The sequence below is a fragment of the Microbacterium sp. PA5 genome (assembly GCF_049860775.1).
In the GTDB taxonomy this organism is placed as follows: domain Bacteria; phylum Actinomycetota; class Actinomycetes; order Actinomycetales; family Microbacteriaceae; genus Microbacterium.
Map to the genome: position 1 here is coordinate 2,728,978 of NZ_CP187567.1, position 14,194 is coordinate 2,743,171.

General features: G+C 73.0%; 10 protein-coding genes. 7 read left to right on the plus strand and 3 right to left on the minus strand.

From position 1 onward, the window contains the following. Positions 1 to 168: 168 nt before the first annotated feature. Complete coding sequence (locus ACPWUT_RS12950) at positions 169 to 1,272, minus strand: Gfo/Idh/MocA family protein (protein ID WP_425838285.1); 1,104 nt, start codon at positions 1,270 to 1,272, stop codon at positions 169 to 171. Beyond that, on the minus strand, positions 1,269 to 2,357 hold the full coding sequence (locus tag ACPWUT_RS12955) for a PmoA family protein (protein WP_425838288.1): 1,089 nt from the start codon (positions 2,355 to 2,357) through the stop codon (positions 1,269 to 1,271). Before ACPWUT_RS12955 ends, ACPWUT_RS12950 begins: the two co-directional genes overlap by 4 nt. A gap of 93 nt (positions 2,358 to 2,450) precedes the next feature. Between ACPWUT_RS12955 and ACPWUT_RS12960 the strand changes: the two genes are divergently transcribed. Both ACPWUT_RS12960 and ACPWUT_RS12965 read left to right on the plus strand, forming a co-directional pair. Then, a complete protein-coding gene (locus ACPWUT_RS12960) occupies positions 2,451 to 3,461 on the plus strand; it encodes a serine hydrolase domain-containing protein (RefSeq protein WP_284530519.1) in 1,011 nt (336 codons plus the stop codon). Positions 3,462 to 3,489: 28 nt separating this feature from the next. Next, on the plus strand, positions 3,490 to 5,742 hold the full coding sequence (locus tag ACPWUT_RS12965; protein ID WP_425838292.1) for a beta-galactosidase: 2,253 nt from the start codon (positions 3,490 to 3,492) through the stop codon (positions 5,740 to 5,742). A 1,243-nt stretch (positions 5,743 to 6,985) separates the two neighbouring features. Here ACPWUT_RS12965 and ACPWUT_RS12970 read toward each other — a convergent pair. Beyond that, positions 6,986 to 7,984, minus strand: coding sequence for a LacI family DNA-binding transcriptional regulator (locus ACPWUT_RS12970; RefSeq protein ID WP_284530515.1), 999 nt, complete (start codon positions 7,982 to 7,984; stop codon positions 6,986 to 6,988). Positions 7,985 to 8,116: 132 nt separating this feature from the next. Here ACPWUT_RS12970 and ACPWUT_RS12975 point away from each other — a divergent pair, with 132 nt between their 5' ends. Genes ACPWUT_RS12975 through ACPWUT_RS12995 form a run of 5 tightly spaced genes read left to right on the plus strand, consistent with a single transcriptional unit; the run spans position 8,117 to position 14,186 of the window. Then, on the plus strand, positions 8,117 to 8,485 hold the full coding sequence (locus tag ACPWUT_RS12975; protein ID WP_425838296.1) for an L-rhamnose mutarotase: 369 nt from the start codon (positions 8,117 to 8,119) through the stop codon (positions 8,483 to 8,485). Then, the gene (gene rhaI / locus ACPWUT_RS12980; protein WP_425838299.1) at positions 8,482 to 9,648 is read left to right on the plus strand and encodes an L-rhamnose isomerase; all 1,167 of its coding nucleotides are present in this window, start codon (positions 8,482 to 8,484) and stop codon (positions 9,646 to 9,648) included. The genes ACPWUT_RS12975 and rhaI overlap by 4 nt, the downstream gene beginning before the upstream one ends. A gap of 4 nt (positions 9,649 to 9,652) precedes the next feature. Next, entirely contained in the window at positions 9,653 to 10,540 is an 888-nt protein-coding gene (locus tag ACPWUT_RS12985; protein ID WP_284530508.1) for an alpha/beta hydrolase fold domain-containing protein, read from the plus strand. Further along, positions 10,537 to 12,573 carry a bifunctional aldolase/short-chain dehydrogenase gene (locus tag ACPWUT_RS12990; protein ID WP_425838302.1) on the plus strand — a complete coding sequence of 679 codons (2,037 nt, stop codon included), beginning with the start codon at positions 10,537 to 10,539 and terminating at the stop codon, positions 12,571 to 12,573. The genes ACPWUT_RS12985 and ACPWUT_RS12990 overlap by 4 nt, the downstream gene beginning before the upstream one ends. Next, the gene (locus tag ACPWUT_RS12995; RefSeq protein ID WP_425838305.1) at positions 12,570 to 14,186 is read left to right on the plus strand and encodes a rhamnulokinase; all 1,617 of its coding nucleotides are present in this window, start codon (positions 12,570 to 12,572) and stop codon (positions 14,184 to 14,186) included. Before ACPWUT_RS12990 ends, ACPWUT_RS12995 begins: the two co-directional genes overlap by 4 nt. Positions 14,187 to 14,194: the final 8 nt, after the last annotated feature.

Sequence of the window (14,194 nt, forward strand, 5' to 3'; positions counted from 1 at the left end):
AATCGTTTTGCAAGGAATCTCGGAAATCGCTTTCCGTCCGTGATCGCCCGCTCGCCGCGCCCGCCCTGATACCGGTCACAGCCTCGCCATGCTACCGACCGCGCCCGGCGCGCCGCACGCGACGATGTGACCCGCGGGCGGGGTGCGGGGCTCGGTCGGCGCGAGAGGTCAGCGCACGTCGCGCATGTCCGTGACGGGACTCGCGAAACCCGCCCGGTGCGTCGGATGCCTGGCGAGATCGGCGGGCGTCACGACCGCGCCGTCTGCCGCGGCCGAGGCGTAGATCGCGGCGACGAGCTCGAGCGACCGCGCCGGCTCGTCGGCGGTGGGAGGCAGCGGCTCGCCCGACAGCAGGGCATCGAACACGTCGCGCAGCAGCGGCGCATGGTCGCTGCGCTCCTCGACGGCGGGGAGGTCCCAGGCGTCGGACTCGTCCTCGTAGCCGGGCGCCGGGGTCACGCGCCAGTTCTCGTGCCCGTGCCCGTAGAGGTGATCCACGGTGACCGTCGCGCGCTGCGCGTCGATGCGGAGGGAGCTCGTCTGCCGCGGCGAGACGGCGCTGGTCACGACCTGGGCGACGACGCCGCTCGCGAAGGTCACCGTCGCCGTCGACGCGTCCTCTGTCTGCGTCTCGCGGTCCAGCCGCCACAGCCGGCCCTGCACCGCGGACCAGTCCCCCAGCAGGAAGCAGAGCAGGTCGAGCTGATGGATGCCGTGGCCGAGCGTGGTCCCGCCCCCCTCGGTCTCCCACCTGCCCCGCCACGGCACGGCGAAGTACTCCTCGTCGCGGTACCAGAGCGTCTGGCAGACGGCCAGGAGCGGGCGGCCGAGCGCCCCGGACCGCAGCAGCGCGCGCACGTGGGCCGCCGCCGTCCCCGTGCGCTGCTGGAAGACCACCGCCAGACGCCGGCCCGCCGCATCGGCCGCCGCCCGCATGTCGTCGAGTTCGTCCAGCGAGGGCGCCGGCGGCTTCTCGACCACGACGTGGGCACCGGCCGCGAAGGCGGCGAGGGTCTGCGCGCGATGGGCGGCAGGGGGCGTGCAGACGAGCACGACGTCGGGCGACTCCGCCGCGAGCAGCTCATCGAGGGTGTCGTAGACGGCGGGCCCCGGGGCACGCGTCGCCCATCGGGCCGCGAACTCCTCGGCCGTCGTGCGGCTGAGGTCGGTCACGGCGACGAGCTCGGCGCGCGGATGCGCACCGACGGCGCGCGCGTGCAGGTGCGCGACGGCGCCGGTGCCGACGATCGCGCAGCGCAGGGTCGCGGTCATGCGGGGTCCTTATCGAGATCGGTGCCGGGGGCGTGGATGCCGGCGGTGCGGCCGGCGCGGATTCGGAGTTCGTCGCCGGATTCGGAGACCGGGTGCGCCGCACTCCGAATCTGCGGGATTTCTCCGAGTCCGGTGGGGTCGGCGCCGGCGGTGCGCAGCTCGGTCACCAGGGCGGCGCCCGCCGTCGGCGCGAGATCCGCGACGACCGCGGTGCCGACCACGACCGCGGCGGCCAGGACGAGCGTGTCGCCGGGCGGGAGCACGGTCTCGCGGGAGAAGAACGGCGCGGGGTTCAGTCCGGCGTACTCCTCGCTGCGGGCGAACCAGGGGTGGCCGGCGGGAGACGGGGATGCCGTGGCGTCGAGCATCAGCACGCCCGCCGACCGGTCGGGGGCGACGAAGGCGAGCCACGGCGCGGAGGCTCCCCGCGCGGAGTCTCCGGCCGGGCCGCCGGGACCGAGGATCTCCCCTCCCGTCCACGCCGCGGGTCCCCGCCAGAAGATCCCGGCGTATCCCGCGTTGTCGCGCCCCTTCGAGGTGGGCGAGCCGAAGCCGAGGGGCTCTGACGTGATGTTCCGGAGCGCACTGCGCCACGTGAGCGCCCACGCCCCCGTGCCGGCGTCGAGGCGGCGCGCGGTCAGCGTCCGCCCCTCCGCGAGCACCGTGCGTCCGTCCTCGGTCACCCAGTCGAGCGTCTCGTCCACGCGTGCGACACCTGCGGCAGCGGTGTGACGGAATGTCCGGTGCACCTGCGCACCGTTGTTGGCCTGCTGCAGGTATCCCTCGCCGTGCACGTAGGTCGGCCCGCCCCAGAAGTTCTCGTGCCCCACCACCGGCAGGGCCAACGACAGTCCCTTGTGCCACACGTGGTCGGCCGGGCGGTAGGCGGTCGCCGCCGCCCCGTCGAGGGTGCGCAGCAGCGCGTACGGGCGCGGCGATTCGACCTGCGGCTCGGTGGGCGCATAGATGTACTCGGCGAGGATGACTCCGTCGCCCGCGCCCGGCCCGTCGCCCGCAGCAGGCCCGTCGCCTGCGCGGTCGGTGCGCAGAATCAGGCGAGCGATGCCGTCGTCGGCGAACTGCATGGGGCCTCCTCGTCGAGCCGGTGTCGCGTCCACGATAGATCCTCACTCCGGAAAGCGCTATCCGACCCGCCTCGCGCGTCATAGGCTGGGCGCATGACCTCCCCCGTCCGCGTCGACGCGGCTTTCGACCTGGTCCGCGCGCACGTGGAGGCCGAGCGCCTCCCGTCGGCGATCCTGGGCATCGCGACCGCGGAGGGCACCGTCGCCGTCGACGCCTTCGGCACCGACGATCTCGGCGGATCCCGGCGCCGGCCCGTCACCGTCGACGACACCTACCGGCTCTTCTCGATCACCAAGCCGCTGCTCGGGATCGCGGCCGCGCGCGCGATCGAGCGCGGGCTCCTCTCGTCGACCGCCCCGCTCGCCGACGCGCTCCCGTCGTTCGGTGCGCACCGCGACGACGTCGTGCGCCTGCGGCACCTCGTGAGTCACACCTCGGGCATCTCCGAGCCGCCGATGGACTCGCCGCTGCCGCCGCGCGAGGAGCTGCTCCGCCGCGACCGGGACTTCGCCGCCGGCACGATGTCCCGGTACTCGACGATCGCCTTCGAAGGCGTCGCCGCCCTCCACGAGCACGCGACGGGAGTCAGCTGGGACGCCGGCGTGACGGCGTGGGCGAACGAGATCGGGGCGACGGGTCTGACGCTCGACCCCGAGACGGCCGTCTCGCTGCCCGACGCGGCCGCCGCCGGCCTCGACCTCGAGCGCTTCACCGCGACGCGCTCCCCGGGTGCGGGGCTGTTCGGGCGCGCCGACGACCTCCTCCGCCTCGGCACCGAGCTGCTGCGCATCCACGGCGGCGCGCGCGACGGCATCCTCAAACCCGCGACCCTCGACATGATGCTGCGCCCGCTCACCGGCGACATCCCGCGCCTCGATCCCTATCCCGCCGCCCGAGGTCAGGACTGGGGCTTCACCTGGAACCTGCGCACGCGCGCGCCGGGACTGATCGACCGCGACACCTACGGTCACGGCGGCTGGGCGGGCACCGAGTTCTGGGTCCATCCCGGCGCCGGGGTGGCCTGGGTGCTCCTCACCAGCCGTGCCGAGCGCCCGGGCGTCGACATCGATCGCATCGACAACGCGATCGTCTCCGCCCTCTGACCGCCCCTCCGTCCCGATCGGCACCGGCATGACCGTCCTCACCGTCCGCCACCGCGCGTGGTCCGCACCCGAGACCACCGCCGCGCTCCCCACGGCGGGCGAGCACGGGCGCGGCCTGACCCTGACCGATCGCGCCGTCTTCCGGGACGGCGTCCCGATCGTGCCGGTGTCGGGCGAGCTTCACTACAGCCGGATGCCCCGGGCGCGCTGGGCGGAGCGGCTGCGGCAGCTGCGGGCGCTCGGAGTGACCGTCGCCTCGACGTACGTCTTCTGGAACCACCACGTCGCCGAACGCGGGCGGCCCCGGTTCGACGGCGACCTCGACGTGGCCGCGTTCGTCGACGACGTGGAATCGGCGGGACTCGAGCTGGTGCTCCGCATCGGCCCGTGGGCGCACGGCGAGGCCCGCCACGGCGGCTTCCCGGACTGGGTGCAGGACGCCGGCGTGCACCATCGCACCGACGATCCGGCCTACCTCGCCCTCGTCCGGGAGTGGTTCGGGCAGCTGGCGGGCGCCCTCGACGGGCGCGCGCGCCCCGGAGGTCCGATCATCGGCATCCAGGTGGAGAACGAGCTCTACGACCGGCCCGAGCACCTGCGCACCCTCATCGATCTGGCCCGGGAAGCCGGCATGTCGGCGCCGCTCTGGACGGCCACGGCGTGGGGCGGCGCGCAGCTGCCGCCGGGCGAGGTCGTCCCCCTGTTCGGGGGATACGCCGACGGCTTCTGGGTCGATCCCGACGGCGGGTGGCAGCCGAACTTCCGCGCGCACTTCTTCGCCTCGCACGACTGGGACGACCCGGGCGTCGGCGAGGACGTCCGCGCGAGCCAGGGCTTCGCCGCCGACGACGGACCCGCCAGCCGCCGCGCAGACCTCCACGGCTTCCCGCCGGCCACGTGCGAGCTGGGCTCCGGCATGGCCACCGCCTATCACCGGAGGCCGGTGCTCGCCGCACGCGACGTCGCGGCTCTGGCCCACGTCAAGATCGGGAACGGCTCGGCCTGGCAGGGCTACTACATGTTCGCGGGCGGGCGGAACCCCGGCCGAGGACTCCAGGAGTCGCAGGACACCGGATACCCCAACGACCTCCCCGAGCTCGGCTACGACTTCCACGCGCCGATCGGGCAGTCCGGCGACCTCCACCCGTCCGCCCACGAGCTGCGCGCGCAGCACGCGTTCCTCGCCGCCTTCGGCGACCGGCTCGGGCGGATGACGTCGTCGCTGCCGGAGGTGCTCGCGTCGGGACTCGCCGACCGGACGACGCTTCGCTGGGCGCTGCGGTCCGACGGCGACGAGGCGTTCGTCTTCGTCAGCCACCACCAGCCGTACGAGCAGGTGGAGCCCGTCGCCGGAGTGCAGCTCGCCGTCGGGCTCGACGCCGAGACGATCGTGCTGCCGTCGCGGCGCGTCGACATCCCCGCCGGCACGCTCGCGCGGTGGCCCGTCGGGCTGCGGCTGGGCACCGGCCCCGATGCGCCGCGCGTGCGGTGGGTGACGGCATCCGCGGTGACGCTCCTCCCGGGTGGCACCGGCACGGGCGGCGCGGACGGTGACGGTCCGACGCTCGTGGTGGCGGTGACGCCGGGGGTCGACGTGGAGTTCTGCGTCGACGGCGAGGAGCCGCGTACGGTGGGCGTGGGACGGCATCCGCTCGGGCGGGGGCACCTCCTCGTGCTGGCCGACGCCGACCGGGTGTGGGTGCGGGGCGACGACGTGTACGAGACCGACGGTGAGCTCGCGTGGGACGACGACGCGGTGGCCGTGCGGGACGCCACGTGGCTCCGCCGGTACGACGCAGCCGTGGGCGAGTGGCGCGAGATCGCCGTGGTGGGGCCGTCACCCGCCCGCCCCGTCACAGTGGCGGCGATGCGGGCCGCGGCGCCGGTTCCGGACGACCACGGCTTCGGGGGACCGCGACATCGCGCCCCGGCCGCGCAGGTGCTCGACGCGGATGCCGCGGTGTTCGCGCTCGAACCCGACGCGTGGGAGGGCGACGCAGTGCTCGACGTCGACTGCGGCGGGGACGTCGCCCAGCTGCGGGTCGACGGCGTGGTCGTCGACGACCGGTTCTGGGACGGCGAGCGCTGGTCGATCTCCCTGCCCGACGTCGGGGCGACGCCCGCGAGCACCGTGACGCTCCATGTGCTCCCCCTGTCGGTCCGGTCGACCGTGTGGCTTCCGCCGCGCGCCGCCGCCCGCCGCGCCGCCGCCGCTCCCGACCTGTTGTCCGTGGATTCGGTGTCACTCCGCACGCGCACGCCGTGGCATCCGCTCGCCTGACCCGCTAACCCTGCGAGCCGCCACGCTTCCCCCGAGCCGCCACGCTTCTGCGCCCCGAAACGTGTCGGCTCGGCACATTTCGTGGCGGCTCGGCGATCAGTGAGGATATCGGCCAGACCCCGTGGGATGAACGAACCCACACGATCCGGACGGCATGGATCGTGTGGGTTCGGCGAGACCCCGCGGGATGGGCAATGACAGTGACCCCTCCCAACGGATGCCGTCGGCTACATGGCGCTTGTCGACCGCCCCTTGCGGGACCCTCGTGCACCCCAGAAGACAAGCGCACCGCCCAGCGGTACTGCCACAACCGCCGCAATCCACGCCACTCGAGCGGGGGCCGAAATGTCGGCGGTGCCTACGACGCGGACGATCGTGGCCACCACGAAGCTCATGTAGCCCAGACTCAGGAGGAGAATCCAGAAATGTGGACCCGCGAGGAGCTCACTCATGTCTTCATCACCACCAGACGCGTCCGAAAGCGTTGACGTAGGTGTGCCACTCCGTGTCCCAGTTCACGAGTCCACCCGAAGGGATGGCGGAGGAGTGAAAGATGGCGCGCAGATCTCGCTTTGTGGTCGACCCGCTCTCGTCGCAGTTCTTCCGTTCGACGACGTAGCCGATCGCGCGATCTACCCGGCACGAGTGGTAGCCCGTGTATCCGCGATAGGTCGACCTCACCCAGACCCGCGACCCGTCGTAATAGAATCGCCCGCTCTGCGACCACGCGACGACGACATTGTCGTATGTGCGACGAAAGGTCTTGGACCGCACTGTGCCAGCGTTGACTGCAGTTTGAAGCTCGCGGAACTCGCGTGGACTCATCGACCCTCGCGCTCCTCGAAGGTCGATGGGTGTGACCTGTTCTGGCGCGGAGACGGCCCTCGACTCCCTGAAAGTGCAGAAGCGCCTCGCCTCGTCTGCCGAACTCTGCGACATCGAGTTGTCCACTGCCGTTATACATGACGGATCGACGACCATCTCGACCGAGTGGACGGACCTTGCGGCCGGTGGGTCGGCTTCTTCGCCCGAGGCCGGCGAGGCGTTGCCGAGGAGCACCACAGCCAACCCCACAGCGAGAAGCCGACATGTAATCGAATGAGCGGATGCTTTCATGAGATCCTCCATCTAGAGGAAGCTCATAAAAGCATACGCTCAAACGCCTTTCTCGAGTTATCCACAGGCATAGGGTGCGGCGCTTGTTCGGCGTTTCGGCGAGACCCCGTGGGATGGGCAGCCCAGGTCAGGCGCTGGAGGCCCGGACGACGAGTTCGGGGCGGAAGCGGACGTGGCGCGGCGGGGATGCCGGATCGTCCAGCCGCTCGAAGAGCACATCCACCGCGGCGGCGCCGATCGCCCGGGCGGGCTGGCGCACCGAGCTCAGGGCGACCACGGTCGACTGGGCGAACTCGATGTCGTCGTAGCCGACGAGCGCCATGTCGTCGGGCACCCGCACCGATCCGAGGATCGCGGCGCCCTGGAGCACCCCGACGGCGAGCAGGTCGTTGGCACAGAACACCGCGTCCGGCCGGTCCTCGGGCGCGCGCTGCGCGATCCGCTCCCCCGCCTCGCGGCCCTGCAGCACCGTCAGCGCGTCGACCTCGATGACCTCCAGCTCGGCGCCCGGCACGTCGGCGAGCGCCCGGCGCGCGCCTTCGAGCCGGTCGGCGACCTGGCGGATCGACGGCTGGCCGACGAACGCGATGCGCCGCCGCCCGCGGTCCAGGAGGTGCGCGACGGCCAGGTGCCCGCCCTCGACATCGTCGACCGCGACCGACGGGATGCCGCCGCCGTCGAGCTCGGCGTCGAGCAGGACGACCGGGATGCCCGCGTCGCGGAGCGCAGCCGCGCGCGTCGGGTCGAGGGACTGCGGCGTGAGCAGCACCCCGTTCACGCGCTGCTCGCGGAAGAGGTCGAGGTAGGTGTTCTCGCGGTCACGGTCCTGGTCGCTGCTGCCGAGGAGCACCGAGATGCCGTGCTCCGCGGCGCGCTCCTCGGCGCCGCGGGCCACCTCCGCGAAGAAGGGATTGGCGCTGTCGAGGACGATGAGTCCGATGCTGCGGCTGCGGCCTGCACGCAGCTGCCGCGCGGCGTCGTTGCGCACGAAGCCGAGCCGCTCGATCGCCGCCTGCACGCGGGCGACGGTCTCGGGCGCCACCTTGTCGGGGCGGTTGAGCACGTTGGACACCGTGCCCACCGATACCGACGCCGCGGCCGCGACGTCCTTCACGCTGACTGCCATGTGCTGCCTGTCTTGACGGATCCTGTGGGCTCACACTACAGTTTGAATCGTTTCATAGCCTGACCGCGGCCCGACCACGGCCTGACCGCCGCGCCGACCCCATGCCGATCGCGACCCTCACGAAGGAGTGACATGACCGTTCGCGTCGCCTTCCAGCTCCAGATCGCGGCCGACCGCGTCGACGAGTACGTCGCGCGCCATTCGCCGGTGTGGCCCGAGATGCTCGCCGAGATCGCCGCCGCCGGCCGCCGCAACTACTCGCTCTTCCTCGACCGCCAGAACGCGCGCCTCTTCGGCTACTACGAGACCGACGACGATGCGGCCGCGCAGGCCTACCTCGCCGCCTCGCCCGTCGCCGCCCGCTGGGAGGCGGAGATGGCGCCGTTCTTCGTCGGGCTGGACGGGCGCCCCGACCAGGCCGCCACCCCGCTCGCCGAGGTCTTCCATCTGCACGACCAGCTGACGGCTTCCGTCACCGACCACGAAAGCGACGCATCGTGAGCACGCTCTCCCCCGACGTCCGGTCCGCCCTCGAGAGCCAGGGCATCGAGCTGCCCAGCTGGGCGTTCGGCAACTCAGGCACGCGCTTCCGCGTGTTCGCCACCGCCGGCACGCCCCGCGACCCGTTCGAGAAGATCGCGGATGCCGCCCAGGTCCACCGCCACACGGCGCTCGCCCCGAGCGTGGCGCTCCACATCCCGTGGGATCGGGTCGACGACTTCGGCGCCCTGCGCCGTCACGCCGAGGACCACGGCGTCGCCCTGGGCACGATCAACTCGAACACGTTCCAGGACGAGGACTACAAGTTCGGCGCCCTCACCCACCACGACGAGCGCATCCGCCAGAAGGCCATCGACCACCACTACGCGTGCATCGAGGTGATGGATGCCACCGGATCGCGCGACCTCAAGATCTGGCTCGCCGAGGGCTCCAACTACCCTGGGCAGAACGACATGCGCGGCCGCCAGGACCGCCTGCAGGACTCCCTCCAGCAGATCTACGACCGCCTCTCCGGAGAGCAGCGCCTGGTGCTGGAGTACAAGTTCTTCGAGCCGGCGTTCTACCACACCGACGTTCCGGACTGGGGGACCTCGTACGCCCAGGTGGCCGCCCTCGGGGAGCGTGCGATGGTCTGCCTCGACACGGGACACCACGCGCCCGGCACCAACATCGAGTTCATCGTGATGCAGCTCCTGCGCCTCGGGAAGCTCGGCTCGTTCGACTTCAACTCCCGCTTCTACGCCGACGACGACCTCATCGTCGGCGCGGCCGACCCCTTCCAGCTGTTCCGGATCCTCGTGGAGGTGGTGCGCGGGGGCGGCCTGAACAACCCCGACGTCGCGTTCATGCTCGACCAGTGCCACAACATCGAGGACAAGATCCCCGGCCAGATCCGCTCGGTGCTGAACGTGCAGGAGATGACCGCGCGCGCCCTCCTCGTCGACCGCGACGCGCTCGCGGCGGCGCAGCAGCGCAACGACGTGCTGGCCGCGAACGGCATCCTCATGGACGCCTTCTACACCGACGTGCGTCCCGCTCTCGCCCAGTGGCGCGAATCGCGAGGGCTCCCCGCCGACCCGATGGCCGCCTACCTCGCCTCCGGCTACCAGGAGCAGATCGCGGGCGCCCGCGTCGGCGGCACCCAGGCGGGCTGGGGCGCGTGATCCGATGACGGGCGTCAGCGACGAGATCCTCGACGGCCCGCACGGCCCGCTGCGCGTGCGGATCTACCGGCCCGACGCCGCGGCCGCCCCGGCGGGGCCGCCCGTCGGACTGGTGTGGGCCCACGGCGGCGGCTTCGCGGCCGGCGACATCGACATGCCCGAGGGCGACGGCGTCGCGCGCGCCCTGGCGGGCCGCGGCATCGCCGTCGTCTCGGTCGACTACCGGCTCGCACCGCCGGGGCCCGGCCTCCCCGGCTTCCGCCACCCGGTCGCCTCCGAGGAGGTCGGCTTCGCGTTCGCGTGGGCGGCGGCATCGGGCATCGCGGCCGGACCGTGGGCGATCGGCGGCGCCAGCGCCGGAGCGAACCTCGCGACCGGTGCGACGCTGCGGCTGCTCCACCGCGCCCTCGGCGACGGGGCCGGCGGCACCGGCACCCTCCCCGCGCTCGTCGCGCTGGCGTATCCGACCCTGCACGCGGTGCAGCCGGCCCCGGATGCCGAGCTGCGCGCCGCCCTCGACGCCGACCCGGAGGCCGACCGCTTCGGGCCGGAGGTCGTCCGCGGCATGTACGAGAACCTCCTCGGGGCTCCCGTCGACACCGCCGACGTCTACGCCGTCCCCGGCCTCGCGACGCCCGCGCAGCTCACCGGCTTCCCGCCCGTGCTCATGGTCAACAGCGACGCCGACGAGCTGCGCGTGTCGGGCGAGGCGTTCGCCGCCACGCTCCGCGCCGCCGGCGCCGACGTCGAGGTCGTCCGCGAGCCGGGTACGCAGCACGGCCACCTCAACCGTCCCGCCGAGCCGGCGGCAGGGGTGTCGATCGGCCGCTTCGCCGACCGGCTCCTGGCCCTCGCCTCCCCTCCCACCCGATCCTCAAGGAACCCGACATGACGAACGCCACCGTCGCCGACCTGATCTCGCGCAGCAACCGGCTCGGCGCCGACCCGAAGAACACGAACTACGCAGGCGGCAACACGTCGGCCAAGGGCACGGAGATCGATCCGGTCACCGGAGAGCCCGTCGAGCTGCTCTGGGTGAAGGGCTCCGGCGGCGACCTCGGCACGCTCACGCCGGAGGGCCTCGCGGTGCTCCGCCTCGATCGGATGCGCGCCCTCGTCGACGTGTATCCGGGGGTGGACAGGGAGGATGAGATGGTCGCCGCCTTCGACTACTGCCTGCACGGCAAGGGCGGCGCGGCTCCCTCCATCGACACCGCGATGCACGGACTCGTCGACGCCGCGCACGTGGACCACCTGCACCCCGACTCCGGCATCGCGATCGCGACCGCCGCCGACGGCGAGGCCCTCACCGCCACCGTCTTCGGCGACCGCGTCGTGTGGGTGCCGTGGCGCCGCCCCGGGTTCCAGCTCGGCCTCGACATCGCGGCGATCAAGGCGCAGAACCCGCAGGCGATCGGGACGATCCTCGGCGGTCACGGCATCACCGCATGGGGTTCCACCTCCGAGGAGGCCGAGGCGAACTCGCGGTGGATCATCGAGACCGCCGCCGCCTACATCGCCGAGCACGGCGCCCCCGAGCCCTTCGGTGGCGTCCGCGCCGGATTCGAAGCGCTTCCCGAAGCCGAGCGCCGCGCGAAGGCCGCCGCGCTCGCCCCGACGATCCGCGGTCTCGCGTCGACCGACAGCGCGCAGGTGGGGCACTTCACCGACACCGCCGTCGTCCTGGACTTCCTGGCATCCGAGAAGGCGCCCGCCCTGGCCGCCCTCGGCACGAGCTGCCCCGACCACTTCCTGCGCACCAAGGTGAAGCCGCTCCTCGTCGACCTCCCTGCATCGGCCTCCGTCGACGAGACCGTCGCGCGGCTGCGCGAGCTGCACCGCGACTACCGCGCCGACTACCAGGCCTACTACGACGCGCACGCGACGGCCGAGAGCCCCGCGATCCGCGGCGCCGATCCGCTCATCGTGCTGGTGCCGGGCGTCGGCATGTTCAGCTACGGCGCCGACAAGCAGACCGCACGGGTGGCGGGCGAGTTCTATGTCAACGCCATCAATGTCATGCGCGGCGCGGAGGCGCTGTCGGCGTACAGCCCGATCTCCGACGCCGAGAAGTTCCGCATCGAGTACTGGGCCCTCGAAGAGGCCAAGCTCCAGCGCCGCCCCAAGCCCCGCACCCACCAGGGCCGGATCGCGTTCGTCACCGGGGCCGCATCCGGCATCGGCAAGGCGATCGCGACGCGCCTCGCGGCGGAAGGCGCGTGCGTCGTGGTCGCCGACCTCGACCTCGACAAGGCGCAGGCGGCGGCCGCAGAGCTGGGCGGTGCCGACGTCGCCATCGGCGTCGCGGCGAACGTCGCCGACGCCGACGGCGTGCAGGCCGCGATCGACGCCACCGTGCTCGCGTTCGGCGGTGTCGACCTCGTCGTCAACAACGCCGGGCTCTCGCTCTCGAAGCCGCTGCTGGAGACGACGGAGCAGGACTGGGACCTGCAGCACGACGTCATGGCGAAGGGCTCGTTCCTCGTCGCGAAGGCCGCCGCGAAGGCGCTCGTCGCGCAGGGGATGGGCGGCGACGTCGTCTACATCTCGTCGAAGAACTCGGTGTTCGCCGGCCCGAACAACATCGCCTACTCGGCGACCAAGGCCGACCAGGCGCACCAGGTGCGGCTGCTCGCGGTCGAGCTCGGCGCGCACGGCGTGCGGGTCAACGGCATCAACCCCGACGGCGTCGTGCGCGGGTCGGGGATCTTCGCCGCCGGCTGGGGCGCGAACCGTGCCGCCACCTACGGGGTGAAGGAGGAGGAGCTCGGCCAGTACTACGCCGACCGGACGATCCTCAAGCGCGAGGTGGTGCCCGAGAACGTCGCCGACGCCGTGTACGTGCTCACCGGACCCGAGCTCAGCCGGACGACGGGCCTGCACATCCCGGTCGACTCGGGCGTCGCGGCCGCCTTCCTGCGATGACCGGCCCGGCGCGTTTCGTCTCGTCGCTGCGCTCCTCGCTCAACGACCGGGCGCACACCCCGGTCGTTGAGCGAGCGGACACCCCGGTCGTTGAGCGAGCGCAGCGAGACGAAACGCTGCGCGGGCGCGGACGCCCGGGCACGGTCGCGGCGGTCGACCTCGGCGCCACGAGCGGCCGGGTGATCGTGGGCCGCGTCGGGCCGGGCACCCTCGAGACGACGACGGTCGCGCGCTTCCCGAACGAGCCGGTCCACACCGGCGACGGCCTGCACTGGAACCTCCTGGGCATGTACGGCGCGGTCCTCGCGGGGCTGCGGAGCGCCGTCGCCGCGCACGCCGATCCGGACGACCGCGTCCGCTCCATCGGCGTGGACTCGTGGGCGGTCGACTACGGCCTCCTGCGCGGGGCGCGGGGCGGGCCGGGCGGACGCCTTCTGGGCGAGCCGTTCCATTACCGCGACGAGCGGACGGCGCGCGGGGTCGCCGCCGTGCACGCCCGGGTGCCGCAGGCGGAGCTGTACGACCGCACGGGGCTGCAGTTCCTGCCGTTCAACACCCTGTACCAGTGGGCGGCCGACGACCCGGCGGTGCTCGAGATCGCCGATACGGCGCTCCTCATCCCCGACCTCATCGCCTACTGGCTGACCGGCGTCGCGCGGGCGGAGCAGACCAACGCCTCGACCACGGGGCTGCTGCGCTGGGCCGACCGGCAGTGGGACCTCGCGCTGGCCGAGCGCGTCGGCATCCCGGCGCGCCTCCTCCCCGACCTGATCGCGCCCGGCGAGCGCCTGGGCACGCTGCACGCTCCGGCGGCGACGGCGGTCGGCCTCGCCGCGGGCGCGGAGGTGCCCGTCACCGCGGTCGGCTCGCACGACACGGCCTCCGCCGTCGTGGCGGTGCCGATGGAGACCGGGGCCGCGGCCTACATCTCGTGCGGCACGTGGGGCCTGGTCGGGGTCGAGGTGGAGCGCCCGATCCTCACCGCCGAGGCCCGCGCGGCGAACTTCACCAACGAGGGCGGCGTCGACGGACGCGTGCGCCTGCTCCACAACGTCATGGGCCTCTGGCTGCTGAGCGAAGCGGTGCGCGGCTGGGAGCGCCGCGACGCCGCAGGCGCCGCGGGCGGCGCGGTGCATCCGATCGACCTGTCGGCGCTCCTCGATGCCGCTGCGGAGGTCCCGGCATCCGCCGTCCCCGTCTTCGACGTGAACGACCCGCGCTTCCTGCCCCCGGGCGACATGCCCGCGCGGATCGCGGAATGGTGCGCCGAGCACGGCGTGGCCGCGCCGCGGACGCGCGCCGAGTTCACCCGGTCGATCGTGGAGTCGCTCGCGCAGGCGTTCGCCGAGGCCGCGCAGCGAGCCGGTCGCCTCGGGGGCGTCGACGTGCGGACGATCCACGTCGTCGGCGGCGGCGCGCTGAACGCCCTCCTCTGTCAGCGGACCGCCGACCGCTCCGGACTGCCGGTGCTCGCCGGCCCCGTCGAGGCGACCGCGCTCGGCAACGTGCTGGTGCAGGCGCGCGCCGCGGGGCTGGTGTCGGGCGACCTCGAGTCGCTGCGCGGGCTCGTCGCCCGCACCCACCCCCCGCGCCGCTTCGACCCGCGCCCCTGACCCGGCAC